The sequence below is a fragment of the Streptosporangium sp. NPDC000396 genome, from assembly GCF_042898655.1.
Taxonomy (GTDB): domain Bacteria; phylum Actinomycetota; class Actinomycetes; order Streptosporangiales; family Streptosporangiaceae; genus Streptosporangium.
Genome location: NZ_JBIAZA010000016.1, coordinates 58,683 through 83,787, shown reverse-complemented (window position 1 = coordinate 83,787; position 25,105 = coordinate 58,683). Strand labels below are relative to the sequence as shown.

Below are 25,105 nucleotides of genomic sequence, written 5' to 3'. Positions count from 1 at the left end.
ATCTCGCCACAAGACATGAACTCTCTCCGGAAGGGCCGCGTACCTCCCACCAAGCGCGCCCGCACTCGCGGGCCCTCGGGGAAAGGAAGCGACCATGGCAGTACGGCGCATCCCGTGGCCGGTCGGAACCGTCCTCGGTCACGGTCGCGGCGGCACGTGGTTCGCGAGCACACCGGATGACAAAAAGGCGATAGCCGCGGGCGGTTACTGAGCCGGACCGAACCATGCTGAGGCCGCTCCTCCTCCTTCTTCGCCGCTTCGGGACCGGAGAACTGCTGCTGTTCGGGATCTTCCTCGCGATCGCCACCGTGGCGATCATCATGATCACCCCGCCCGGCGGGTTCACGGCTTCCCCCGCGGTCCCCCAGGGCTCGGCCCTGACCCAGTTCGGGCCGCTGAGCCCGGCCGACCGCGATCTGCTCGTCAAGGTCCGCCAGGCCGGTCTCTGGGAGATCCCCACCGGACAGCAGGCCCAGCAACGGGCCGGCAGCAAACGGGTCAAGGAAGTCGGCATGCACCTGATGACCGACCATCTCAAGCTCGACGTCCAGGTCCGCGGGGTCGCGGCCCAACTGAACGTGGTGCTCCCCAGCCAGCCCAACCCCGACCAGCAGGGCTGGATGGCCCAGTTGTCGAGCAAAACCGGCCCCGACTACGACCGCACCTTCGCCAACCTGCTGCGGCAGGCCCACGGAAAGGTCTTCACGGTGGTCGCCGCGGTCCGCGCCGGCACCCGCAACGACCTGATCCGATCCTTCGCCCAGCAAGCGGTGGACGTGGTCATGAAGCACATGACCCTGCTGGAGAGCACGGGCCTGGTCGACTACACGGCTCTGCCCGAGCCTCCTACCCCGTCGCCCCCGCCCCCTGCGGCCGCCCTCGACACCCCCGTGAGGAAAGAAAACTGATGAAACGCATGTTCGTCACCATGTCGGCGCTGGCGCTCGCCGCCGGGGCGCTAACCGCCGCTCCCCTGAGTACGGCTCCCGCCTTCGCCGACCACTGCGACCCCGCCGAACAGGGCCAGAACGCGCAGGGCCAGAACGGACAGAACCAGAGCGGGCAGAACCAGTCCCAGCAGGGCTCCGCTACTTCACGGCAGAACCCGACGGCTTCCCCCACCCAGTCCCCACCGCCCGGCGACGGCGGGCAGGAGGAGGAGTGCGCCGACCTCGGGCCGTTCCTGCAGGACTTCGTCGACATCAGGCAGGTCCCGCCGAACGTCCGGGTGCCCCGGCCCCAGCGCGGCGGCTCCGTCGGCAGTTTCCTCTCCCGGTGCGGCAGGAACGAGAACGGCCACCGTAACTCCGACAACTTCATCGTGACCCCGGGTGTCCGGAACGGCGCCCACCATGTGCACGACTACGTCGGCAACCTCTCCACTGACGGCCTGTCCACCGACACCACCCTGGCCGCGGCGGGCACCACATGCGCGTTCGGAGACCGCTCGGCTTACTTCTGGCCGGTCTTACGTGACCGCACGAGCGACGCCAACAGCCAGGACCCCGACCGCAACGTGGGCCGCATCCTGACTCCCCGCGTGGTGAACCTGCAGTTCCGGGGGAACCCGGTGGCCAAGGTCACCGCGATGCCCCGGTTCATTCGGATGATCACCGGTGACGCGAAGGCGGCCACCAACGGCGGCGCGAACGCCCGGGCACAGTGGACCTGCAGCGGGTTCGCCAACCGGGTGACCACCAAGTATCCGCTCTGTCCCCGGGGCAGCCTGGTCGTGCGGATCCTGGACTTCCCGAGCTGCTGGGACGGGCAGAACACCGACAGCGCCAACCACCGGACCCACGTCCTGTTCCCTGACGGGAACGGTGTCTGCCCCGGCGGCACCAGGCCCATCCCCCAGCTCCGGATGATCCTGGCCTACTCCACCCCGCGCACCCCGTCCTTCGCCTTGGACGCCTTCCCCGAGCAGCTCCACAACCCGGTCACCGACCACGCCGACTTCGCGAACGTGATGCCCGACCGGCTGATGAGATTCGCGGTGGACTGCATCAACCGAGGGCGCCGCTGCTAGGGCGTGTCCCGCAGGACCGCCGCTCCCCTCCCCATGCCCACAACCCCGACGAGGGGCGGGGAGCGGCACCCCCCGAGTCCCTCACCCCAACGCACTCGCCATCAAGCCACTCCGCCGACAGGAGACACAGGTGCGCAGTCCACGGACTCCACGTCACACCCGGGCAGAGGCCGGGACGGGCCTTGAACGGAGGTCCACCCGAATCGGTCTCGGCGCCGGGATCACAGCCACGACGGTCGGGCTCCTGGCGCTGGGGCGCACCTCGTCAGGGATGGAACTGGCCGCGACGGCCCGAGGATTCCTCTCGTTCTTCTCCGGCGTTTTCGCACTCGTCTCGCTGACCCTCACCGTGGCGCTCGGGCTGCTCTCCGCCGACCGGGTCGTCCTTCCCGTTCAGGGCAGAATCCGGGCCCAGCTTGTGCATCGGGCCGCCGCATTGATCGGCATGACGTTCCTGGCCACACACGTGCTCATAAAGATCACGGAGGGCAAGGCTCCGGTGGCCGCGGCCGTGGTCCCGCTGGCGGCCAACGGCGTCGGCCTCTACGTCGGTCTCGGCGCGATCGCCTCCGACGTGATGGTGCTGGTCTTCGCGACCGGGATCATCCGCGCGGGCTTCGCGGACGCCCGCCGGCCGTGGCTCTGGCGAATCCTGCATGGCTCCGTCTACCTGGCGTGGCCGACGGCGATCCTGCACGGGCTGACCGCGGGCCGCCAGCCCGCCGGGTGGGTCACCTGGAGTTACGTGAGCTGCCTGGTGGCGGTGGGCGCCGCCCTGCTGATCAGGGTGATCTCCGCGTTCCGGCCCAAGCGCGTCCCGGTGCTCGCAGAGACCCCGGTGGAGCAGCCGCGCGCCACGGAGATGGCACCGCCCACGAGCATCGTCGGCCGCCGCCCCCGCCGGGCGCGCGAGGCCCCGGCCCAGATCCGCCGAATCGGAGGCGTTGGGTGATCCCCTATCGGGTTCCCCAGATCAAAAGACTCGGTCCAGCCCGGCTCACCGCCGGGCTGGACGATCGTCGCAGGATGGACCTGCCGGCCCATCGCGCCATGCACGGCACGGCGCCGAAGATGGGCTCGGAGGAGCTGGCCGACCTCGCCGACGAAGTGGACCTGCGGGGCCGGGGCGGAGCGGCGTTCCCCTTCTCCCGCAAGATCCGTGCGGTGATCACCAAGCGGTCGGAGACGGTCGTGCTGGTCAACGCGGCCGAGGGCGAACCGGCGAGCAGCAAGGACATGATGCTGCTCACCCGGACTCCCCACCTGGTCATCGAGGGTGCGCTGCTCGCGGCGGGCGCGATCGGCGCCAAACAGGTCGTGATCGCCACCGCCGCCGGCGGAATGGGTCAGGCCTCGGTCGCCGCCGCCGTCGAGGAACGAGGCGCGGGCGACCGGGTTCGCGTGGTCGGCATCCGCGAACGGTTCATCTCCGGCGAGGGCGGCGCACTGGTCCGGGCGGTGAACGGGCAGGTGGGCGAGCCGCCGGGGCGCAAGGTCAGGGCCAGCGAGAGCGGGGTGGGCGGCCTGCCCACGCTGCTGTCGAACGCCGAGACGTTCGCTCAACTCGCGGTGCTCACCATCCTGGGTCCCGAGCGCTACGCCGACGTGGGGACCGCACGCGAGCCGGGAACCGTCCTGCTCACCGTGGGCGGCTCGGCGGGCGCCCCGGCCGTGGTCGAGGTGGCCACGGGAACTCCCCTGTATGCCGTACTGGACATGTGCCGGGCGTCGCCGGGCGAGGGCGTGCTGGTCGGCGGGTACCACGGTGCGTGGATCCACCCGGCCGCCGCGGAGGTGGCGACCGTCTCACGGCAGGGCATCGCCGACGCGGGCGGGCAGCTCGGCGCCGGAATCATCCTGCCGCTCGGGGGCGAGACCTGCCCCCTGGGCGAGACGGTCAGGGTGGCGAGATATCTGGCCGCGCAGTCCTCAGGGCAGTGCGGGCCGTGCCGTCTCGGCCTTCCGGACGTCGCGCGGTCGATGGCCGCTCTCATCACAGGCTCGGCCACCGCCCTGGACGAGCTGCGCCGCAGGGCGGCAGGGGTGCGGGGGCGCGGAGCCTGCTTCCACCCGGACGGAACCGCCAGGTTCGTGCTGTCGGCCCTGGAGGCGTTCCCCGACGACATCGAGGAACATCTGCTCCGCGGGTCCTGCGGCCGACCGGTCCACGGTGTGCTCCCCCTGCCCGAGGAGGCGACGGAGCCCGAGGTACGGCTGGCCGTCGACTGGACCCGATGCCAGGGCCACGGCCTGTGCGCCAAGCTCGCGCCCGACCTCGTCCAGCTCGACGAGCACGGCTATCCGATCTTCATCGGCGAGACCGTACCCCCTCAGCTGCAGCGGCTCGCCCGCCGAGCCGTCGAGATGTGTCCGGCGCTGGCACTCAGGTTGAACTAGGCGGCCCGCTCCTCACGATCCACACGCCAGGCGCACCCCGATCCGGGGCCGCGTTCCTCCGCTCTGTGCCCCGGACTCGTACTCCCCCTCGTACTCCCCCTCGTACTCCCCCTCGTACTCCCCTGCGCTCCCCGAAGTGATGTGAATGTGACCAACCAGGCAAGCCGGGCGGCCGTCTCAACGATCAGATGAACGAAAACCCCCAGGAGACGATCATGCAGCCCGCTCCGGACAGGCGGACATTTCTCAGGATCGGTGGCATGGCCGCCCTGGCCGTGGGCGCTGGATCGCCCACCTCGGCCGTCCCCGGCCGGGCGGATTGGAACGCTCTAGGGCGCGGGCTGGACGGCAGGCTCATCAGGCCCGGCGACGCCTCCTACGACGCGGCCCGCCGCCTGTTCAACCCCGCGTTCGACGCGGTACGGCCGACCGGCGTGGCCTACTGCGCCAACCCCTCGGACGTGTCCGAGTGCGTGGCCTTCGCCCGCCGGATGAACCTGCCGCTGGCCGTACGGTCGGGCGGGCACTCCTACGCGGGCTGGTCCACCGGGACCGGCCTGGTCATCGACGTCTCCCCGATGAACAAGGTCAGCTACTCCTCCGGGCGGGCGACCGTCGGAGCGGGCGCCAAGCTCGTCGACGTCTACGACAAGCTGGCGGCGAGCGGCGTCAGCATCCCGGCAGGGTCCTGTCCCACGGTGGGGGTGAGCGGGCTGACGCTGGGCGGCGGGATCGGCGTGGTGTCCAGGAAGTACGGTCTCACGTGCGACGTGATGGAGTCGGTCCAGATCGTCACCGCCGACGGCCGGCTGCTGACCTGCGACGCCAACCACGACCCCGACCTCTACTGGGCCTCGCGTGGCGGAGGCGGCGGAAACCTCGGCGTGGCGGTCTCCTTCGGCTTCCGGACCCATCCCGCGCGCGAGGTGACGGTGTTCTTCCTGCACTGGCCGTGGGCGAAGGCCGTCAAGGCGATCCAGGCGTGGCAGGCGTGGATGCCCACCGCGCCGGACGAGATGTGGTCCACGATGCACCTGAGCCGCGACGGCGGGATGGACCTGCAGATCGGCGGGCTCTACCTGGGCGGCAGGGCGGAGTGTGAGCGGCTGATCGACCGGCTGGCGGGCAGGATCGGCGCGGTCTCCTCCTCCTTCGTCCGGCAGACCTCCTACCGCCACGCCATGATGATCATGGCCGGTTGCTCCACGCGGTCGGTCTCCCAGTGCCACCAGGGCGGCTCCCTGCCCGGCCAGACCCGCGACGGCGGGCTGTCCCGAGACCGCTTCACGGCCAAGTCGCACATGGCCTACCGCCCGCTCTCCGAGGCCGGTGCCAGAACGCTGGTCGCCGAGGTCGCCAGACCGGGCAACCACACTGTGCTCCTGGACGCCCTCGGCGGCGCCGTCGGCCGGGTCCGCCCGGACGCCACCGCCTTCCCGCATCGGGCGGCCCTCTACAGCGTGCAGTACTACGCCCACCAGGCCGCGGCCGCGACCTGGGCGCGGAACGCGCACGCCGCCATGCGGCCCCACTTCGGTGACCACGCCTACGTGAACTACATCGACGCGGAGCTGCGCGGCTGGCGCACGGCCTACTACGGGGCGAACGCCGACCGGCTCGCCCGGACCAAGGCCACCTACGACCCCGGCCGCCTGTTCCGCCTCCCCCAGGGCATCTGATCCATGTCCCTACGTCTCCGAGGCCATGCCGGGAACGGGTAGTTCGTTCCGCGAATTTGTTACTCTGGGCCGGTGAGTAAGCATGTTGACGGCCAGATCGGAACGGTGGCCGCACTGGTGCGGTCCACGTTCCTGGTGAATGCCGTGTACGCAGATTCCGCCCGCGAGTACGGCCTCACCCAGCAGCAGGGCCAGCTGCTGTGCGTCTTGATGGCGCAGCCGTACGGCATGAGCGAGCTGGGCGCGGTGCTCGGCCTGGCCAAGTCGAGCCTGACCGGCCTGGTCGATCGCAGCGAGCGCAACGGCCTGGTCCAGCGCAACCCCGACCCCCACGACTCCCGTGCGGTGAGGGTGGCGCTCACCAGGCAGGGCGCCAAGCTGGCCGATGAGTTCTACATCGAGACGTGCCGCCGCATCGAGGAGCTGACCTCGGGGTTGGCCCCGGCGGAGCGCGACACGCTCGCCGCCCTGCTCGGCCGCGTCGTGGCGGACAACAAGGTTCCCGCCGTCTTCGTGGAACCGGATCACACGCGCTGAGCGAGAGAGGGAGTTGCAGTTCGTGCCACGAACTAATATTGTTCGTGACACGAACTCAACCCCTTTTTCGTGTTGGAGTGTGAATCATGAGTCGGACAGTCGTGATCATCGGCGGAGGTTACGGTGGTTCCGCGCTCGCCAAGGCGCTGGACGCGGAGGCCGACGTCGTCCTCATCGATCCCCGGGACGCGTTCATCAACTCGGCCGGCTCGCTGCGGGCGCTGACCCAGCCCGACTGGGCGCACAACATGTTCTTCCCCTACGACCAGTGGCTCAGGCACGGCACGGTGGTCCGCGACCGCGCGGCCTCGGTGGACCCCGGCGGTGTCACCCTGGCCTCAGGCCGGCGGATTGAGGCCGACTATCTGGTCCTGGCCACCGGCTCCAGCTACACCTATCCGGCCAAGCCCAACGCCGACTCCACCGACGAGGTCCTGGACGACCTGCTCCGGACCCACAAGGAACTGGCGGATTCCAAGCGGGTGCTGATCCTCGGCGCCGGGCCGGTCGGCCTGGAACTGGCCGGGGAGATCAAAGAGGTCTGGCCGCACAAGCACGTGACCATCCTCGACCCGGCCGAGCAGCTGCTGCCCGCCTTCCCTGCGGAGATGCGCGCGGAGCTGCGCCGCCAGCTCGACGAACTGGCGGTCCACCTGCGGCTGGGCACCGGCCTGACCGCGCCTCCGGCGACCGAGCCCGGCCAGGCGGCGACGTTCACCGTCACCACGACCGGCGGGGAGGAGATCACCGCCGACATCTGGTTCCGCGCGCACGGCACGCGCGTCAACAGCGACTACCTCGCCGACGGCGAGCTGACGACACGTTCGCCGCAGGGCCAGGTCTCGGTCACCGAGACCCTCAACGTCCGCGGATACGACCACGTCTACGCGATCGGCGACATCACCGACGTCGCCGAGGCCAAGATGGCCGGATACGCGATGCAGCACGCCGAGGTGGTGGCCCAGAACATCATCGCCCAGCTGCGCGGCGAGCAGCCGACAGCCACCTACCGGCCGCTGCCCCACCCCATGATCCTGCTGCCCCTCGGCCCGCGCCAGGGTGTCGGCCAGTTGCCCACCCCTGACGGGCCGGTCGTCGTCCCGGCCGAGACCGTCTCGGCGTACAAGGGGGCCGACCTGTTCACCGGCCGCTTCACCGAGCAGTTCGGCGCCGCCTGACCCGGAAGCGTACGCCTGGTAAACATCTCCATTTGCACGGAAAGGCAGAACTTTGTCCGCACATAACGTCGTCTTCGGCTTTGGCACACATCCGAGCATCGACGACATACCCGAGCTGCTGCGCATGGCCCAGCAGGCCGACCGGGACGGGCTCGACATCTTCACCCTGTCGGACCACCCCTACATCGGCGGGCGCCTGGACGCTTACGCCGCGCTCGGCTTCATCCTCGGGCGTACGCAGCACATCGCCGGCTTCGCCAACGTCACCAATCTGCCGACCCGGCCTCCTGCCATGCTGGCCAGGACGGTGACGTCGCTGTCGGCACTGTCCGATGGCCGAATCGTGCTCGGCATGGGCGCCGGCGGGCTGTGGGATCGCATCGCCGACATGGGAGTGCCACGGCTGACGGCCGGCGACGCCGTGGACGCCTTCGAGGAGGCGATCGTCCTGGTCAAGCTGCTGTCGGGCGGCGGCCCTCCGGTCACCTACCAGGGTAATCACTACCAGGTGAACCAGATCGAGCCCGCTCCCGTCGCCGCGCCTCCCGTGTGGACCGGATCGGTCGGCCCGAAATCCCTGGCCGCTACCGGCCGCGTGGCCGACGGCTGGATCCCCGGCCACGCGGCCGACTGGCTCAGCGAACGCTACCGGGCCTCCCGACCGATCATTGACGAGGCGGCGGCGTCCGCCGGCCGCGATCCGAGCGAGATCCGCACGGTCTTCAACTTCCCCGGACGCATCACCGACCGGCCGCTGCCCGCCACCCGCGACCGCGACGGCCGCTGGATCGGCGGCTCCGTCGCCCAGTGGGTCGAGGAACTGACCGGAGCCGTGCTGGAGCACGACGCGTCGGGCTTCACGCTCTTCGCCGCCGGCCACGGCGCCCCGGACCCCACCCAGCTGGCCCGCTGGGCCCAGGAGATCGCCCCATCCGTACGCGAGGCGATCGCGAAGTAGGGCGACATCGGCCGCATGCTGGGGCGGCAGGGCGTTGCTGGTCCGCGTCGGGCCGACGGCGATGTCCGTGTGGTTCGAACGCCAGTACATCGACGAGGAGTTCGGCTCGGCTTGGCGGTGGGAGGCCCGGTTCGAGGGTAGGGCCCGCGAAAGCGCCGGTCCGGGGTCCGAGACCGTGGTCTCGAACCCCGTCTCCCGCTCTTCCGCGCCACCTCCCGGAGGAGGACGTCACCTCTCGGAGCCTCTCGTCGAGCCTCTCGCGGGCCTCTCGTCGGAGCCTTGCGGAGGAGAGAGTCAGCTCTCCGGAGAGAAGTAGGCGAGGACCTCGGGATTGGCCATGGAGTCGAGGTTGGCGGCCTTCTCGGGGGGAACGCCGAGGAGGATCTTGCGGACGGGCACCTCCAGTTTCTTGCCGCTGAGGGTGCGGGGAATGCCGGGAACCTCGATGATCTCGTTCGGCACGTGCCGGGGGGACAGCACCTCCCGCAGGGCCGTACGCAGGCGTGTGACCAGGTCGGCTGATAGGGTCGCCCCTTCCGCCATGGTGACGTAGAGCAGCAGGCGGCCCTCCTGTCCGAGCTGACCGGTGTCGATCACCAGGCTGTCGGCGATCTCCTCGAAGCGCTCCACCACGCGGTAGAACTCGCTGGTGCCCATCCGGACGCCGCCCCGGTTGAGGGTGGAGTCGGAACGCCCGTAGATCACGCAGCCGCCGTCGGGAAGGATCTTGATCCAGTCGCCGTGCCGCCAGACGCCGGGGTAGTCGGCGAAATAGCTCTCCCGGTATCTCGTGCCGTCGGAGTCGTTCCAGAACATGACCGGCATCGACGGCATCGGCGCGGTCAGCACCAGCTCGCCGACCTCACCGATCACCGGCGCGCCCGACGGGTCGAAGGACTCGACCTTGGCTCCCAGACAGCGGCATGGGATGACCCCCGCGCGGACCGGCAGCAGCGGGACCGCGCCGACGAAGCCGGTGCAGACGTCGGTGCCACCGGAGAACGAGCCGAGCTGGACCTCCGGCAGTGTGTCGTGCACCCAGGCGAATCCCTCCGGCGGCAGCGGCGAGCCGGTGGAGCCCAGCCCGCGCAGCGCCGTGAGCCCCGAAGGCCGCAGGCCCGCCTTCATGGAAGCGATCAGGTACGGCGCGCCGGTGCCGAAGTAGGTGACCCCTTCCTCACCGGCCAGGCGCCACAGCGCGCCGGTCTCCGGATAGGTGGCCGACCCGTCGTAGAGCACCACCGTCGAGCCGACCAGCAGACCGCCGACGAGGTAGTTCCACATCATCCAGCCGGTCGTGGTGTACCAGAAGAAGACGTCGTCCTCGCCCAGGTCCTGGTGGAAGGAGAGCGCCTTGAGGTGCTCCAGCACCACGCCCCCGTGGCCGTGCACGATCGGCTTGGGCAGCCCGGTGGTGCCGGAGGAGTAGACGATCCAGAGCGGATGGCCGAACGGCACCGGCTCGAAGTCCAGCGGCCCGGCCGAAGCCCGCAGGTCCGTCCAGCTCAGGATGCGGTCGCCCGAGGACGGCGAGCCGTCACCGCCCGGCGTCTCCCCCGCCGGCGTGCCGGCGGCGTCCCGCGTGTCAGCGACGTCCGAGGCGGATATCCGCACCTGCGCGACCAGGGTCGGCAGCTTGGCGGCGATGTCGCGGACCACCTCCGCGCGGTCGAACCGTTTGCCGTTGTAGTCATAGCCGTCCACCGCGATGAGCACCTTCGGCTCGATCTGGGTGAAGCGGTCGATCACGCTGGGCGCGCCGAAGTCCGGGGAGCAGGAGGACCAGATGGCGCCCAGGGAGGCGGTGGCGAGGAAGGCGATCAGCGCCTCGGGCACGTTCGGCGCGTACGCGGCGACCCGGTCTCCCCTGCCGACGCCCAGCCCGGCCAGGCCCGCGCGGACCCGCGCGACCTCCCCGGCCAGCTCTCCGAAGGTGAGCGTCCGCCGCCCGCCGGCCTCGTCGCGGGAGACCACCGCGAGCCGGTCGGGGTCGGAGGCGGCCCGGCGCAGCGCGTTGGCCGCGTAATTCAGCGTCGATCCGGTGAACCATTCGACGCCGGGCATCGTCCCAGATATGACGGGCCCGTCACCACGCTCACCCACGACGCCGAAGTAGTCCCAGAGCGATGTCCAGAACTCGGCCGGGGCATCCACCGACCACTGCCACAGAGCCTGATAGTCACCGGACCTGCCGAGCCACTCCGTGTAACGCGTGACCTTGGCGTTCCTCACGATCTCCGGGGTGGGTTCCCAGAGCAGCGCACCTTCCTCAACCATGGCCCCATCCTCTCGGCGACCCGCCGGAATGTCATCCCCGGGGGGCACACAGCCTTGGCTCACACGGTGTGGTTCAGCCACGTAGCTGCTCGATGGCCGCCCGAGCCGAGGTGCCGATCACCGCGTCGGCGCGGGGCTGGTTCTGTGCCGTGCCGTACGACCGGGTGAAGACGGCGACCGCGTAGCGACCGCCGTCGGGATACTCCACCACGCCGACCTCGTTGCGCACCGTGGGGGGCAGCGTGCCGGTCTTGCCGCTGACCGCGATGTCGTCGTAGGGGAATCCGGAGGAGAGCCTGTGCGGCCAGACCTGGAGACCGAGCAACCTGCGCATCACGGCGCACGACTCCGCCGAGGCCGCCTCGTCGCGCCAGATCCCGCTGAGCAGCCTGGTCATGTCGCGCGGGGTGCTCCGGTTGGTGCGAGCCGGGTCGAACGCCCGGAGCCGGTCGATCATGGCGGGTTCGGTCGGCAGGTCCTTCTGCTCCGTGTCTTCGACGATGCTCAGGTACAGGTCGCGGCAGTCGTGCTCGACCCATGTGCCGTTCAGGCCGAACGAGACGAGCATGGTGTTGATCGCCGACAGCCCGACCCTGCCGATCAGGGTGTCGGCGGCGGTGTTGTCGCTCACCGCCATCATCAGATAGGCCAGGTCGCGCAGGGAGATCGTCACGTCGTCGGTCATCGCCGACACTCCGGTGGGCCCGGGAGTGTGGCGGTCCGCCATGACCGTGACCCGCTCGGCCAGGTCCAGCCGGCCCTCGTCCGCCTGCCGGAAGAGCTCCACCAGCAGCGCCACTTTGAAGACCGAGGCGGTGACCACCGGCTCGTCGGCGCCGTGGACGACCTCGGCCCCGGTGTCGATGTCCACCGCGTGCAGGAACCCGATCACCCCGGCCGCGCGGAACAGGCCTCCGAGGTCGGTCATGCGAGGAATCCAGAGGCGGGTCTGGCCCGAACCTGCCGTGGCGGCACCGCGCCGTCGTCCGTCATCCCGGCGTTCTCCTTCAGCACTTGTACGGCCACCGCTCCGAAGGCTACGGCAGCCTCTCCGGCCTCCCCCCGCCAGACGGTGGAGATCCGCCAGGCCAGCGGGTTCCCCAGAAGCGGTCTCCACCGCAGCCCGGGCAGCCTCACCTGGGGCCCGAAGGCGACGGCCGCACCGGCCAGGACCAGCCCGAGGGTCTGCGCCTCGTGCACCTCCTCCGGGACGAACCCGTAGCGGCGGCACTCGGTGAGCGTCTCCTCGTGCAGGCCGGGCTCCCGGGGGAAGAGCACGAGCTGCCGCCCGGCCAGGTCTGCCAGGTGCACCGTCGACAGCTCCGCGAGCGGGTCGGTCTCGGCCAGCACCACGCCGGGACGCTGGACGAGCATCGGGCCGAAGCTCAGCCCGGGGGCGATCACCGGGTGACGGACCAGGCCGACGTCCAGGGCGCCGTCGGTGAGCGCGGCGACCTGGTCGGCGCTCCACATCTCGGCGGGTGCCGGCCGTACCTCGGGCATGTGCTCCCGGAAACCGGCGATCAGCGCCGCGATCACCGAGGATCCCAGGTCGGGTGGGACGCCCACGCGCAGCACCGCGTTCTCCCCGCGCCCGGCCAGGTCGCGCAGCCGGTCCACGCGGGCGACGATCTCGCGGGCCTCGGCCAGCAGCAGCCGTCCCGGCTCGGTCAGCCGGACCTGACGGCTGGAGCGGTCGAACAGCCGTACGCCGAGCTCCTCCTCCAGCCGCCGGATGCGCTGGCTGAGCGGGGGCTGGGCCATGCCGAGCCGGATCGCCGCGTTGCCGAAATGCAGCTCTTCGGCGACGACCGTGAAATAGCGCAGGTGTCGCACGAGGTCCATAACCAGCAACTATATCGATTTTCGTATCGTACTGGTTTGTATATCAATATTGGACATAAAGAACACGCCTCTGGTCTCCTCTCTCCCCTGAAGCAAGGGGGATTGGTTCATGAGGGTGAAGTACCTGGCGGCCGTGCTCGTGCCGGTCGCCGTGATCGGCGGGGGCGTCTGGATGCTGCGCACCCAGGGGTCGCCCGAGGAGACCGCCAGGGAGTTCCTGGCCGCCTGGGCCAGGCAGGACTACCCGGCGATGCGGGCGCTCACGGTCGAGCCTCCGGACGACTTCGACGGCTGGTACAAGCGGTTCCGGGCCGATCTGAAACTGTCCGGAGCCCGTTTCGAGGTCACCGGGAGCAAGGAGCCGGAGTCCGAGGTCGGCTTCCACGCCACCCTGGACGGGCCGGTGAACTGGGCCTACAACGGATCGCTGGAACTGGTCGAGCACGAGCGCGCCTGGCGGGTGAAGTGGAGCCCGGCGGCCATCCACCCCCAGCTCAAATCGGGCCTGCGGGTCAAGGCCGTGCTGGTCCCGGCCGAACAGGCGCCGATCCTCGCCGCCGACGGCACCCGGATCGACACCGGCTCCGCGCCCGGCTCGGTGCAGCAACTCGTCGAAGGCCTCAAGGAGAAGTACGGCTCCCGCCTCACCGGAACCTCCTCGGCGCGGGTGGACCTGGTCAAGGGACAGGACAAGCTCGCCACCCTCGCCACCGCCGGCGCGAGGCGGGGCCGGGAACTGCGCACGACGATCGACCTGCGCGTTCACCGCGCCGCGGCCTCGGCCCTGGAGACGGTGGACAAACCCGCCTCGCTGGTCGCGCTCCGGCCCTCGACCGGCGAGATCCTGGCCGTGGTCAACAAGCCCGGCGGGTTCAACCGGGCGCTGCTCGGCCACTATCCTCCCGGCTCCACCTTCAAGGTGGTCACCGCGTCGGCCCTGGTCGCCGACGGCATGACCGCCGGTGAACGCGTCACCTGCCCGGCCGAGCAGAACATCGGCGGTTTCCCGTTCCACAACGCCGGGTTCAAGGACTACGGCGCGATCCCGCTCCGCGAGGCCTTCGCGCACTCGTGCAACACCACGTTCGGGCAGCTCAGCGTGGGCCGGCTGGGCGGAAAGCGGCTGGCCTCGGTGGCCGCGAGCTTCGGGTTCGAGGGACCGGTGGAGCCCGGCGTGCCCGCCGTACGGGCACGGTTCCCCACCCCGAAGGACGACACCGACCTGGCGTCGGCCTCGATCGGGCAGGGCCGCGTCCTGACGAGCCCGCTGAACATGGCCACCGTCGCCGCGGCGATCGCCGACGGCTCCTGGCGCCCGCCCCGGCTGGTGGACGCGAGCCTGCTGCCGGCGGCGCAACCGAGGAAGCTGGAGCCCGCGGTGGTGAGCGCGCTGCGCACGCTGATGCCCGCGGTGGTGGTGGAGGGCACGGCGAGCGCCGTCTCCTTCCCCTCCGGTACGGCGGGCAAGACCGGAACCGCCGAGTTCGGCTCGGGCAAGGAACCCCCCTCGCACTCCTGGTTCATCGGCTACCGGGGTGACCTGGCGTTCTCGGTGATCGTGGAGGGCGGCGGGGCGGGCTCCACGGTGGCCGCACCCGTCGCCGGCCGGTTCCTCGCGAACCTCGAGAGGTCCTGAGGCGGGGGTTTCCCGGCCTCAGGAGGGCCCGGAAACGTGGCGAGCCGGGGAGGTGAGCCCGGTCACGGCGGCGACGACCTCCGACGGGTCGGACAGGTCGGGAAGGACCACGTCGGCGCCCGCCTCGTGAAGCTCGGCCGGGAGAGAGCGCCCGGTGGCGACCGCGATCATCGCGACCCCGGCGATCTTGGCGGCCTGGACGTCTCTGGCCGAGTCACCGATCAGCACGGTGTTGCCCCCGTCGAAGGTCGCGCCGTACTTCTGCCTGGCCCTGCCCTGTGCGACCTGGAGCAGGGTCGCCTTGGGGTAGACCTCCTCGCCGTATCCGCCGACCTCGAAGTCCACGTGGCGGTCCAGGCCGAAGGCCGTCAGCTTGTGCACGGCGTTGCTCTTGATCGTGCCGGTGAGCACCGACTGGACCACGCCGTCCAGCTTCGCCACGGCCTTCAGCGTGTCCTTCGCCCCGGCCATCATCCGGCCCTCCTTCGCCAGGCGCCTGCGCCGGGCGTGGAAGGCCTCGGCCAGCGCGTCCAGGAACTTCGGGAGGTGGGCGTCTTCGGCGACGATCCCGTTGATGGCGAGCATCTCGAAGACGATCTCCGAGTCCGGGCGGCCGTTGGGCTGGGTCAGCTTGACCAAGGGCCGCCCGGTGACCTGCCGAAAAGCTTCGGCGTACGCGTCACGGGCGACGATGGACACGTCGACGAGCGTGAGGTCGACGTTCCAGAGAACGAGACGGCTAATCGTGGCCTCCCGAAATGGGTACGGATGCCCAGAGTACGGCTACCGCCGTACCCGGACCGCCGCCAATGCCGAACCGTTTCAGGCGTAATCGATGGCGTTCGCGAGAGTGTCCACAACCGGGACGCCCAACGCCTCCAGATCCACCCGGCTGGTCACGCCACCGGTGTAGAGCACGGCCCGTGCGCCCACATGCTGGGCGGCGTGCGCGTCGTCGACACTGTCACCGATCACGAGCACGTCGGCCGGGTCCACCCCGAGCGCCGCGAGATGCGTCACCATCGAGTCGGCCTTGTGCCCGCCGGAGCCGCCGCGGAGCCCGTCCACCCGGGTGAAGTAGCGGTCGATGCCGAACTCGGCGACCGTGGGCACCAGCCGCTCGTGCGTCCACATGGACAGCAGCGACTGCCTGCCGCCTGCCGCCTGCCAGCTCTCCAGAGTGGAGACCGCGTCCTGCGTGAGGCCGCACTCCAGCATCAGCCGGTGATAGTTCTCGTGGAAGCCGAGGTCCAGTTTCTCCCACTCGCCCTCGAAGAGGGAACGGCCGAGCATGCGCTCGTAGGCCGCCCAGATCGGGCGCGTGTAGACCGCCCGGAAGCCGTCGACGTCATAGGAGCCCAGCCCGTAGGGCTCGAACACCACGTTCGTCGCCGCGACCACGGCGTCGATGTCATGGAAGAGCGTGCCGTTCCAGTCCCAAACAATGTGTCTCATATCGCCTCCCAGGGTAGCCAGGCCCGCGCCGGCGCGAACACCGCGGCCAGGCGAGGCACGAGCACCGCGACGGGGCGAGCGGGCACCGTGACATGGCGAACGGCGGGGCGAACGGCGGGGACCGGCACGGCGAACGGCGGGGACCGGCCGAGGCCGTTCCCCGGTCATCCCCTACGCGTTCCCATGTGCCGGGGCCTTTCCCGGAGTGCTCAGCCGACCAGGTCGGGTATCTCCTGTGTGGCGTACCACAGAAGCTCGTTGGCCTCGGCTCCGTCCACGACGAACTGGGCGTCGTCGTCACCGCGGTCGGCCGCGGGCAGCGCGGCGATCGCGGCCTCGACGTCCTCCATCGCGGACGGGTCGTCCACGTGAACCGCGGCGATCTTCGCCAGCGGAACCGCCGCGGCGAGCCGTACCCGCGCACGCTCCTCCAGCTTCGCGCCCATGCTCACGCTGTCGTCCGGCACCTCGGCGGCGATCACCACCCGGCGCGCGGGCACCTTCACTCCGTCGGCGCGGTCGGCGGTCAGCATTCGCAGTGACGCCCTGGCCGCCTCGGTCAGGGCGACGTATTCCAGTTCCTCGGTGTCACCCGAGACATACCACTCGATCAACGCGGGGGTGACCGCGTAGCCGGTCAGCGGGGCCGGGCCGAGCTCCTTCGCGGCGGCCACACGAGCCAGCCCCGGGAGCGTGCACGGCAGGTAGACGCGCATCCATGCCTCGATCTATTGCTCCGACACCGGCGCCGGTTCGACGCCGATCATCCATCGAGTGTGCCAGTCCCGGCGACCGGGTCGCGAGATCCGGCGCACCGGGCGTGCGTTCGGGCGCGGAGGGACACGGGAGGTCGGACGACTCCGGCGAGCACGGCCTCAGCGCAGTGGCACGTTGAAGAGCACCTCCAGCTCGATGATGGTCAGCTCGGGCTCCCGATGGTGAAGGCCGACGATGCCGAGCGCGCGGGCGGCCGTGATGTTGGCCTCGATGTCGTCGACGAAGACGCACTCCTGCCCGGTCAGGCCGACCTTGCCGAGCGCGTGCTCGAAAATCCTCGGCTCGGGTTTGCGCATGCCGACCTCCCCCGAGATGACGATCTCGTCGAAGACCTCCTCCCAGCCCTCGCGGGGATAGTCGTTGGCCCACGAGTTGGAGAGCAGGCAGGTCCGCAACCCGGCGGCGCGGGCTTGGCGAAGCATGTCGTACATCGGCTCGACCCGCCGGAAACCGGCGAACATCCTGGCGAGCAGTCCTTCGGCGAGTGGCGGCACACCGTCCGTCGTGATCAGCCTGGCGGCCAGGTCCCGCTCGAAGTCCAGCCCCGAGATCTCACCCCGCTCCAGTGCGTGGATGGTGTTCTCACCGCTCTCCGAGCCCTCGTAGGCGTGCAGAATCAGCTCACGCATGACGTCCCGGTAGTGGTCGGCGTCGATCCGGTCGGCGACGATCCACTCCGCGATCGCCTCGGACAGGTTGGTGGTGAGCACGCCGCCCCAGTCGATCAGCACGCCCTTGAGCATCTCGCCTCCTTGTTGGAACCCGCTCCAGGAGCTCCAGGTTAGGCATAGCCGATGGGCGACCCGGCAGAGGTGGTGCCGAACCGGCGACGGAATCGGGTCGTGGGTGAGCCCCGCCCAATCGAAGGATTCTGCCTGAATGTCCGATTCTAGGGTTAAGTCGAGTTTCGCGGCTTTGGTTCGAGGAACGTTATGAGAATGGCCCCATGGCCACAAAACCGCACGTAGGAGGCATCGTCCACCTCTTGTGGATCTCCAATTGAACCGATTCCTCGACTCTTGTGAGGAGGGGCCATGACGACTGTAAGTGAAATGGTTCCCCGGCCGCGTGCCCATACGCCGTCGCGGTCCACCGCGACCACCGCACGCAAGCCCGCGGCACGGAGTTCAGCGAAGCCGAAGCCCGCCAAGCAGGAGCCAACAGGGCAGAAGCGCGGCGGCCGTTCCCTCACGCTGAACCTGCCGATGATGACGCTGAAGCTCAAGCCTCCGCGTGTCCCGCGCGTTCGCCTGCCGCGCGTCAGCCGGCAGGAAGCGGGCCAGGCCGTCGACGTCGCCCGGTCGTTCCTGCCGGCGCCGGAGCGCCTGGTCTACTACGGAGGGCTTGGCGCCCTCGCGGCGATAGGGCTGATCGAATGGCCTGTCGCCGCGGCCATCGGAGTCGGAACGGTGATCGCCCAGCGTGCTCGTGGGGAAAGCCGGCGCATGATGCCCGCTCTCCGGGCGGGGAGCACTTCTCCTCCAGCCCGCACCACCAGCGGCCGAACCCCAAGAACCACCACCACCCCGCCCCGGGCCAGCACGGCCCGGACACGCAACACCGCAACCCGAACAGGCACCACCACAACACCGACCCGCACCACCACCGCCCGGACACGCAACACCGCAACCCGGGCACGCAGCACCGCAACACCGACCCGCACCACCGCCACCCGGACACGCAGCACCGCAACACCGACCCGCACCACCGCCACCCGGGCACGCAGCACCACTGCCAAGACGGGAACCACCACCGCTCGGACAGGAACCACCGCAACACGGTCAAGAAGCACCACTTCCCGGGCGGGAACCACCACCGCCACACGGGCAGGAACCACCCGGGCACGCAGCACCGCCACCCGAGCAGGAACCGCCGCCACCCGAGCACGCACCACCAAGGCGGGAACCGCCATCGCCCGGACAGGAACCACCGCAACCCCGACCCGAAGCACCACCACCCGGGCACGCACCACCAAGGCGGGAACCGCCACCGCTCGGACAGGAACCACCGCAACCCCGACCCGAAGCACCACCACCCGGGCACGCAGCACCGCCACCCGGACAGGGAGCACCGCCGCCCGGACAGGGAGCACCGCCACCCGGACACGCAGCACCACCTCCCGGGCGGGAAGTTCCTCGACCCGCAAGACCGCGTCCGCGAGCGCTTCCAAGTGAGCGCAGCGGCGCAATGATGCGGCCGATCAGGCCATGTGTCACCACGGCCTGGTCGGCCTGAGTGTTTTCTTCGCTGGAGAACCGAATGTTCCTGTCTCGTGTGCTCACGCTTTCCACCGAGGCGCTGTGGGGCGTCATGCCCGACGCGATCCGAAGCACCTTGCCGCGTCCTCGCGGGAGACGGGCCTGTCCCGGTGGATTCCATATCGAGTTGCGCAGGATCGGCGGTCCGGGCACCAAACGGCTGGCGCAGCGGCTCGAAGTGCTGTTGCTCGCGTTGGAAGGCGTTGAGCGGGCGGAGGTCAACGGCGCCCTCGGCTCCATCTTCGTGGGCGGCGACGTCGACTCGGTCGACGTGGAACTGCTGATGTCGATTGTCGACGAACTCGACGCCGAGCCGGACACCGAACAGGAGCAGCCCACGGGGTCGACGGTGTCCACCTTGCTGGAGCAGCACACGCGTGCCGGCATCCGGCTCGGCGCGAGCCTGGTCGGGGCCGGTCTGGCGCTCGCCGGGCGTGTGGTCCACGCGCCGCCGCTCTCCCCCGCCCTCCCCACCTTGCTGCATCTGGCCGAGGCCACTCCGGAAATCCGCACCGGGCTGGAACGACGCCTTGGCCAGTCCGCCACCGGCGGCCTGTTCACAACGGCGAACATCATCGCCCACACGCTCGCGCTGCGCCCGCTCGGGCTGCTCGTCCAGTCGGCCTCCGCCGCAGGCCGCTACGTGGAGGCGCGTAACGCGCAGCAGGCCTGGAAGGCGCACGAGCATGAGCTGGCGTCCAGGGCAGGGGCCTACCGGCACGTCCGGATGGCGAAGAGACCACGTCCGACTCCCCTGGCGCACAGTCCCGTGGAACGATTCGAGCGGATCGTGGGCCCGGTGGCGGTGGGTGCCTCCGGGCTGACACGCGTCGTGAGCAACAGCCCGGAGCGGGGGCTCGCCATGCTGGTCGCGACGACGCCCAAGGCGGCGAAGGTGGGTCGCGAAGCCTTCGCCAGTTCGGTCGGGCGCGCCCTGGCAAAACGCGGCACGATCGTTCTCAACGGCAACGCCCTGCGCCGCATGGACGGCATCGACAGGGTCGTTCTCGACGCCGCGCTGCTCACTACAGGTTCCTGGGCGATCGACCGCGTCGTCCCCCTTGCCGACGGCGTGGACACCGGCGAGCTGCACGCGCGGCTCTACACCTTGCTCGACTTCACCGACCCGGCCTCCCGGCGGGAACGCGACACGTGGGCGGCCGAACCGCTGGCGGACCCGGCCGGGCTCGTCCCGGCGGATGCGCCGGAGTGGACCGCCCGGGGACTTCGGGCCGTCGTCGTGACGAGGGACGGCGACCCCGTCGCCCTGGTCGGCCTGGCACCGGAGGTCCATCCTCTGGCGGATGCCCTTGTCGCCGCGGCCGGGGGTGGATGCACCGTGGTGCTGGCGGGAGGTGACCGGGGGCTGGGCCGGCGGCTCGGCATCGACGAGACCGTGCCAGGCGGTTCCCGGCTGACCGCGTCGGTCCGCGCGCTCCAGGCCGACGGTCACGGCGTCGCCGTGGTGTCCAGGCGCTCCATGGCCGCGCTCGCCCAGGCCGATCTGGGCATCGGCGTGTTGAACCGGTCAGGCCGCCTGCCCTGGGACGCGGACGTGCTCAGCGAGCTCGACGGGGTCCACCTGCTTCTGAGCTGCCTGGGACCGGCGAGGAGAACGAGCGAGCAGTGCGTATGGCTCAGCGCGGCGGGGGCGGCCGTCGGAGCCACGCTGATGGCCGTCGGCGCGCGGAAGACGTCGGTGCACAGAGCCGGCCTGGTGAGTGACGGTACGGCGCTGGCCGCGATCGCCGTCGGCGAGTGGGCGGCGCGAAACGTCGGGCGCGAAGCGGGCCCGATCCGGACCGACCGCACCCCCTGGCACGCCATGTCGGCCAAGGACGTCCTGTCGCGCCTGCATTCCTCACCCAGCGGCATCACCGAGGCGGAAGCCGTACGGCGGAGAGCCTCGTCGAGAGCCGGGGTCCCCGACGGCCCTGATTCGCTGCTGCGTACGTCCGTCGAGGAACTGGCCAATCCGCTCACCCCGGTACTCGCGACCGGGGCAGGCGTATCCGCCGTGGTCGGTTCGATCTCCGACTCGGTGCTGATAGCCACCGTCGTGATCGTCAACACGCTGATCGGAGGGGGACAGCGGTTCGCGGCCGACCGGGCGCTGCACCGCCTGACCGAGACGGTCGCGGTTCGCGCGCGGCTGTGTCGTCCCCAGGCGAGCGAGGAGACGACCGCCGACAGCCTCGTCCCGGGCGATGTCGTCGAACTGCGCGCGGGCGACGCCGTACCGGCCGACTGCCGGGTGCTCACGGCCATCGGCCTGGAGATCGACGAGGCCGGCCTGACCGGCGAATCCCTGCTCGTCGCCAAGTCACCGGCCCCCACCAGCGCCCCCGCCGTCGCCGACCGGAGCTCGATGGTCTACCAGGGCACGACGGTGGCGGCCGGTCATGGGCTCGCCGTGGTCGTCGCCGCCGGTGAGGAGACCGAATCGGCGCGGACCGCCAGGCTCAGCGTGGAGCGGCATCCACCGACCGGCGTGCAGTTGCGGCTGCGGGCGCTGACCCGGCGCGTTCTTCCGGTCGCGATCGGCTCCGGTCTCGTCCTGATGGCCGTCGATCTGCTCCGCGGCAGGTCGCTGCCGGAGGCGCTCGCCCCCGCGGTGAGCCTCGCCGTCGCCGCCGTGCCCGAAGGACTGCCTTTCATCGCCTCGGTCGCGGAGCTCGCCGCCGCGCGGCGGCTGTCGGCTCACAGCACCCTGGTGCCCAACCCCTCCACGATCGAGGCCCTCGGCCGGGTCAACGTGCTCTGCTTCGACAAGACGGGAACGCTGACCGAGGGTCGCATCAGCCTGAGATGCGTTTCGGACGGGCGCGCCGAATCGCCTGTCGAGGAGTTGACGCCCGAGCTGAGGCGGATCGTAGCCGCCGCACTGCGCGCCAGCCCGCGGCACGACGACGGGCAGCCCGCCCCTCATCCCACCGACCGCGCCGTGATGAACGGAGCCCGACGGCTGCGCGTGACGCCCGAGGAGGGGCGGGAAGTCTGGCAGCGGATCGACGAGCTTCCCTTCGAGCCGGGGCGCGGCTACCACGCCGTGCTCGGCCAGGACGGCTCGGGGCACCTGCTGAGCGTCAAGGGCGCCCCGGAGGTCGTGTTCTCCCGTTGCGCGAACCTGCTCCGCGACCACCAGGTCGTCCCTCTTGACGACGCCTTCAAGGCGGAGCTCGAAAAGGAGGTCGACAGGCTCGCCCTGCAGGGTTACCGGGTGCTCGCGGTGGCCGAACGTCCCGCCTCCGACCGTCGTGACCTCGACGAGTCCCGCATCGGAGGACTGACCTTCCTGGGCTTCCTCTGCCTGGCCGACCCCGTCCGGCCCACGGCGGCCGAGAGCGTCGGGCGCCTGATGCGGTCGGGCGTCCGGATCGTCATGATCACGGGTGATCACCCGAGCACCGCCGAGGCGATCGCCGCCGAGCTCAACGCGCTGAACGGCGCGCGGATCATGACCGGTCCGGAACTCGACGAACTCGACGACGACACCCTGATCGAGGCGCTCCCCGACGTGGCGGTCTTCGCCCGGACCACTCCGGCGCACAAAGTCCGGATCGTCAGCTGCCTGCGCCGGTCCGGCAAGGTCGTGGCGGTCACCGGTGACGGCGCCAACGACGCCCCCGCGATCCGCACCGCCGACGTGGGAATCGCCCTCGGATCCCGGGCCACCGCGGCGGCCCGGACCGCCGCCGACGTCGTGGTGACCGACGATCGCATCGAGACGATCGTCGATGCGATCATCGAGGGCAGGGCGATGTGGAGCTCGGTCCGCGACGCCCTGAGCATTCTGCTCGGCGGCAACATCGGCGAGATCGTCTTCGCGATCGGGTCCAGCCTGGTCACCGGCAGGAACGTGCTGAACGCCCGCCAGCTGCTGCTGGTCAACCTGCTCACCGACATGCTGCCGGCGATGGCGGTGGCCGTCCGGCCCCCGGCGGCGTCCAGCCCGGAGAAACTGCTCGCCGAGGGCCCGGAGGCCTCGCTGGGAGCCTCCCTGACCCGCGACATCTACCTGCGCGCCGTCACCACGGCGACCGCGGCCGGCGTGGCCTGGTCCATCGGGCGGATGACCGGAACCCGGGGACGGGCGGACACGATCGGGCTGGTCGCGCTGGTGTCGGCGCAGCTGTGCCAGACTCTGGCCCTGGGCAGCCGGGATCGTGTGGTCGTGCTGGCCTCGCTCGCGTCTCTCGCCGCTCTGGGCCTGGCCGTCTCGCTCCCGGGCCTGTCCCGGTTCTTCGGCTGCCGCCCGCTCGGGCCCGTGGGATGGAGCATCGCCCTCGGAAGCGCCGTCGTCACCACGCTTCTCGGAGCGGCGGTCCAGGCGTCGATGCGCGAGATGTCATCGAGTGTTCACTGAACGGCAATCTTCAAGGTCCGTTTTGTGTAACTTCATCCTGGAATATCCTATAGAAAGGTATTTTTTCCTATGTGAGGTTGCTATGTCCGGTTTCCTGGCCTCGGTCCTCGCCAAGGCGCTCATCTTTCTGATCGAGGCGCTCGTCATGCGCATCGTCGAATCCCTCATCCTCGCGATGACCCGGCGCGGCGGCCTCCAGCCCGCCTAGGGTCAGCGAGCCCGGTCGGCGATGAGCTTGGCGACCTGGCGGTGCTCGGCCGAGCGCAGCACCCGCTCGGCCTCGGCCGGATCGGCGACCGGAACCTTCTCCAGCAGCCCCCGGGCGGCCTTCAGCTTCAGCAGCCGCCGGACGGACTGGTCGAGCCGCTCGGCGGAGATCTTCCCGGTCTTCACCGCGTCCAGCACCGCCTGGTGGGCCTTGCGATAGTCCGGCGGCATCAGCAGCAGGTCCGCCCCGGCCTGGACGGCCCGCACGGCCACCTGCCCGTCGCCGTATTTCTCACGCACCCCCGCCATGTTCAGCGCGTCGGTCGAGACGACCCCGTCGAAACCGAGCTTCTCGCGGAGGAGCCCGGTCAGGATCGGCTTGGAGAGCGTCGCCGGATCACCGGACGGATCCAGCTTGGGCATGACCACGTGAGCGCTCATGATCGCGTCGACGTTCTTGTCTATGGCGGCGGCGAAGGGCGGCGCGTCGAGCTTGTACCACTGTGACAGGGAGTGCTGGATCACCGGCAGCCCGGTGTGGCTGTCCACGCTGGTGTCGCCGTGGCCGGGGAAGTGCTTGGCCGTGGCGGCGATCCCGGCGTCGTGGAAGCCGCGGACCGCGGCGGCGACCATCGGCGCGACCTTCTTCGGGTCCGAGCCGTAGGCGCGGGGGCCGATCACCGGGTTGCGGGGGTTGATGTTCACGTCGGCGACCGGGGCGAAGTCGAGGTTGACGCCCAGGGCGCGCAGCTCGGTGCCCGTCACCTCGGCCGACCTGCGCGCCAGCGAGGGATCGCCGGTCGAGCCGATGACCGAGGCTCCGGGCATCTCGGTGACCAGCGGGGCGAGGCGGGAGATCCTGCCGTTCTCCTGGTCGGCGCCGATCAGCAGCGGGATCTTCGGCGACGCCTTCTGCAACCCGTTGGTCAGCGCCACGACCTGCCGGACGTTCTTGATGTTGCCCGCCCAGGGAAACAGGATCACCCCGCCCGGCCGGTATCTCTCGATTATCTTCGCCGGGGCGCCCACGCCGAATCGCGCCTGGTTCTCCCCGGAGACCGTGTTCGCCGCCGAGCCGTACAGCACCGGCATGAACAGCTGCCCGACCTTCTCCTCCACGCTCATCCGCGCGAGCGCGGCCTCCACCGCGGAAGACTTCGACGTCTGCGGCGGCGCGGGCGTCGAAGGTGCCGCGGGCGCCGCCGGGGCGGCACTCACGGAGGTGTCGTTCGCCCGGCTCGCGGCGGGCTTGACGGGCTCGGCCGCCCCCGGGGCGGCGCACCCGGCCACCACGGTCGCGATCACTGCAAAACCAGTCGTACGAATGGACCCAAGCATGGGCTCCACGCTATCCGCGCGAGCGACCGGGCGCGCCCAACCTGACCACTTGCGCCGGTTGCCGGATTTCTCCGCTATGAGACCGAACCGGGGACGGCGTGCGGGAAAGCACCTCGGCCGAGGACCTGGTGACGGGTACGGCCCGCGTGACGCGAGCCGTACGGTCCC

20 protein-coding genes are annotated in these 25,105 nt (G+C 70.4%); 11 read left to right on the top strand and 9 right to left on the bottom strand.

What is annotated here, in order from left to right:
* Nucleotides 1-224: 224 nt before the first annotated feature.
* The 8 genes from ACFY2X_RS25605 to ACFY2X_RS25570 all read left to right on the top strand — a co-directional run bounded on the left by ACFY2X_RS25605 (nt 225) and on the right by ACFY2X_RS25570 (nt 8,778).
* Nucleotides 225-908, top strand: a complete 684-nt coding sequence (locus ACFY2X_RS25605) for a DUF4142 domain-containing protein (RefSeq protein ID WP_389942037.1) — start codon at nt 225-227, stop codon at nt 906-908.
* Nucleotides 908-2,029 (top strand): DUF1996 domain-containing protein, encoded by a 1,122-nt coding sequence (locus ACFY2X_RS25600; RefSeq protein WP_389942034.1) that lies wholly within the window; start codon nt 908-910, stop codon nt 2,027-2,029. The genes ACFY2X_RS25605 and ACFY2X_RS25600 overlap by 1 nt, the downstream gene beginning before the upstream one ends.
* Before the next feature lie 130 nt (nt 2,030-2,159).
* Complete coding sequence (locus ACFY2X_RS25595; protein WP_389942032.1) at nt 2,160-2,981, top strand: hypothetical protein; 822 nt, start codon at nt 2,160-2,162, stop codon at nt 2,979-2,981.
* Nucleotides 2,978-4,426, top strand: a complete 1,449-nt coding sequence (locus tag ACFY2X_RS25590) for an NADH-ubiquinone oxidoreductase-F iron-sulfur binding region domain-containing protein (protein ID WP_389942029.1) — start codon at nt 2,978-2,980, stop codon at nt 4,424-4,426. The genes ACFY2X_RS25595 and ACFY2X_RS25590 overlap by 4 nt, the downstream gene beginning before the upstream one ends.
* Nucleotides 4,427-4,614: 188 nt before the next feature.
* Complete coding sequence (locus tag ACFY2X_RS25585) at nt 4,615-6,105, top strand: FAD-binding oxidoreductase (RefSeq protein ID WP_389942026.1); 1,491 nt, start codon at nt 4,615-4,617, stop codon at nt 6,103-6,105.
* A 72-nt stretch (nt 6,106-6,177) separates the two neighbouring features.
* Nucleotides 6,178-6,642 carry a MarR family winged helix-turn-helix transcriptional regulator gene (locus tag ACFY2X_RS25580; protein WP_389942024.1) on the top strand — a complete coding sequence of 155 codons (465 nt, stop codon included), beginning with the start codon at nt 6,178-6,180 and terminating at the stop codon, nt 6,640-6,642.
* Between the two features lie 86 nt (nt 6,643-6,728).
* Complete coding sequence (locus ACFY2X_RS25575) at nt 6,729-7,820, top strand: NAD(P)/FAD-dependent oxidoreductase (RefSeq protein ID WP_389942021.1); 1,092 nt, start codon at nt 6,729-6,731, stop codon at nt 7,818-7,820.
* Nucleotides 7,821-7,872: 52 nt separating this feature from the next.
* Nucleotides 7,873-8,778 (top strand): LLM class flavin-dependent oxidoreductase, encoded by a 906-nt coding sequence (locus ACFY2X_RS25570; protein ID WP_389942018.1) that lies wholly within the window; start codon nt 7,873-7,875, stop codon nt 8,776-8,778.
* A 294-nt stretch (nt 8,779-9,072) separates the two neighbouring features.
* On the opposite strand, the gene ACFY2X_RS25565 is transcribed toward ACFY2X_RS25570, so the two are convergent.
* The 3 genes from ACFY2X_RS25565 to ACFY2X_RS25555 form a co-directional block, all read right to left on the bottom strand.
* The gene (locus ACFY2X_RS25565; protein ID WP_389942016.1) at nt 9,073-11,055 is read right to left on the bottom strand and encodes an acetoacetate--CoA ligase; all 1,983 of its coding nucleotides are present in this window, start codon (nt 11,053-11,055) and stop codon (nt 9,073-9,075) included.
* 73 nt (nt 11,056-11,128) lie between these two features.
* A complete protein-coding gene (locus ACFY2X_RS25560; protein WP_389942014.1) occupies nt 11,129-11,983 on the bottom strand; it encodes a serine hydrolase in 855 nt (284 codons plus the stop codon).
* Nucleotides 11,980-12,900: a LysR family transcriptional regulator gene (locus ACFY2X_RS25555; protein WP_389942012.1), complete on the bottom strand. Its 921-nt coding sequence runs from the start codon at nt 12,898-12,900 to the stop codon at nt 11,980-11,982. Before ACFY2X_RS25555 ends, ACFY2X_RS25560 begins: the two co-directional genes overlap by 4 nt.
* Nucleotides 12,901-13,009: 109 nt before the next feature.
* Between ACFY2X_RS25555 and ACFY2X_RS25550 the strand changes: the two genes are divergently transcribed.
* Nucleotides 13,010-14,536: a penicillin-binding transpeptidase domain-containing protein gene (locus ACFY2X_RS25550; RefSeq protein ID WP_389942010.1), complete on the top strand. Its 1,527-nt coding sequence runs from the start codon at nt 13,010-13,012 to the stop codon at nt 14,534-14,536.
* Nucleotides 14,537-14,554: 18 nt separating this feature from the next.
* Here ACFY2X_RS25550 and ACFY2X_RS25545 read toward each other — a convergent pair whose 3' ends face one another.
* The 5 genes from ACFY2X_RS25545 to ACFY2X_RS25525 all read right to left on the bottom strand — a co-directional run bounded on the left by ACFY2X_RS25545 (nt 14,555) and on the right by ACFY2X_RS25525 (nt 18,938).
* Entirely contained in the window at nt 14,555-15,280 is a 726-nt protein-coding gene (locus ACFY2X_RS25545; RefSeq protein ID WP_389942394.1) for an HAD family hydrolase, read from the bottom strand.
* 78 nt (nt 15,281-15,358) lie between these two features.
* Nucleotides 15,359-15,991, bottom strand: a complete 633-nt coding sequence (locus ACFY2X_RS25540; protein WP_389942007.1) for an HAD family hydrolase — start codon at nt 15,989-15,991, stop codon at nt 15,359-15,361.
* A gap of 209 nt (nt 15,992-16,200) precedes the next feature.
* Nucleotides 16,201-16,707, bottom strand: coding sequence for a DUF6912 family protein (locus ACFY2X_RS25535; protein ID WP_389942004.1), 507 nt, complete (start codon nt 16,705-16,707; stop codon nt 16,201-16,203).
* Nucleotides 16,708-16,866: 159 nt separating this feature from the next.
* Complete coding sequence (locus ACFY2X_RS25530) at nt 16,867-17,511, bottom strand: HAD family hydrolase (RefSeq protein WP_389942001.1); 645 nt, start codon at nt 17,509-17,511, stop codon at nt 16,867-16,869.
* Nucleotides 17,512-18,101: 590 nt separating this feature from the next.
* Nucleotides 18,102-18,938: a hypothetical protein gene (locus ACFY2X_RS25525; protein WP_389941998.1), complete on the bottom strand. Its 837-nt coding sequence runs from the start codon at nt 18,936-18,938 to the stop codon at nt 18,102-18,104.
* An 89-nt stretch (nt 18,939-19,027) separates the two neighbouring features.
* On the opposite strand from ACFY2X_RS25525, the gene ACFY2X_RS25520 reads away from it, so the two are divergent.
* Nucleotides 19,028-23,392: an HAD-IC family P-type ATPase gene (locus tag ACFY2X_RS25520; RefSeq protein WP_389941995.1), complete on the top strand. Its 4,365-nt coding sequence runs from the start codon at nt 19,028-19,030 to the stop codon at nt 23,390-23,392.
* Between the two features lie 82 nt (nt 23,393-23,474).
* Nucleotides 23,475-23,600, top strand: a complete 126-nt coding sequence (locus ACFY2X_RS25515; protein WP_389941992.1) for a hypothetical protein — start codon at nt 23,475-23,477, stop codon at nt 23,598-23,600.
* A gap of 2 nt (nt 23,601-23,602) precedes the next feature.
* Here ACFY2X_RS25515 and nagZ read toward each other — a convergent pair whose 3' ends face one another.
* Complete coding sequence (nagZ, locus tag ACFY2X_RS25510; RefSeq protein WP_389941989.1) at nt 23,603-24,937, bottom strand: beta-N-acetylhexosaminidase; 1,335 nt, start codon at nt 24,935-24,937, stop codon at nt 23,603-23,605.
* Nucleotides 24,938-25,105 lie beyond the last annotated feature (168 nt).

Bases quoted from the DNA above. Each gene is read 5' to 3' on its own strand.
- ACFY2X_RS25600 (WP_389942034.1), top strand. From the start codon at position 908: ATGAAACGCATGTTCGTCACCATGTCGGCGCTGGCGCTCGCCGCCGGG.
- ACFY2X_RS25520 (WP_389941995.1), top strand. From the start codon at position 19,028: ATGTTCCTGTCTCGTGTGCTCACGCTTTCCACCGAGGCGCTGTGGGGC.
- ACFY2X_RS25585 (WP_389942026.1), top strand. From the start codon at position 4,615: ATGAACGAAAACCCCCAGGAGACGATCATGCAGCCCGCTCCGGACAGG.
- ACFY2X_RS25535 (WP_389942004.1), bottom strand. From the start codon at position 16,707: ATGCGCGTCTACCTGCCGTGCACGCTCCCGGGGCTGGCTCGTGTGGCC.
- ACFY2X_RS25575 (WP_389942021.1), top strand. From the start codon at position 6,729: ATGAGTCGGACAGTCGTGATCATCGGCGGAGGTTACGGTGGTTCCGCG.
- ACFY2X_RS25550 (WP_389942010.1), top strand. From the start codon at position 13,010: ATGAGGGTGAAGTACCTGGCGGCCGTGCTCGTGCCGGTCGCCGTGATC.
- ACFY2X_RS25605 (WP_389942037.1), top strand. From the start codon at position 225: ATGCTGAGGCCGCTCCTCCTCCTTCTTCGCCGCTTCGGGACCGGAGAA.
- ACFY2X_RS25555 (WP_389942012.1), bottom strand. From the start codon at position 12,900: ATGGACCTCGTGCGACACCTGCGCTATTTCACGGTCGTCGCCGAAGAG.
- ACFY2X_RS25560 (WP_389942014.1), bottom strand. From the start codon at position 11,983: ATGACCGACCTCGGAGGCCTGTTCCGCGCGGCCGGGGTGATCGGGTTC.
- nagZ (WP_389941989.1), bottom strand. From the start codon at position 24,937: ATGCTTGGGTCCATTCGTACGACTGGTTTTGCAGTGATCGCGACCGTG.
- ACFY2X_RS25530 (WP_389942001.1), bottom strand. From the start codon at position 17,511: ATGCTCAAGGGCGTGCTGATCGACTGGGGCGGCGTGCTCACCACCAAC.
- ACFY2X_RS25540 (WP_389942007.1), bottom strand. From the start codon at position 15,991: ATGAGACACATTGTTTGGGACTGGAACGGCACGCTCTTCCATGACATC.
- ACFY2X_RS25565 (WP_389942016.1), bottom strand. From the start codon at position 11,055: ATGGTTGAGGAAGGTGCGCTGCTCTGGGAACCCACCCCGGAGATCGTG.
- ACFY2X_RS25515 (WP_389941992.1), top strand. From the start codon at position 23,475: ATGTCCGGTTTCCTGGCCTCGGTCCTCGCCAAGGCGCTCATCTTTCTG.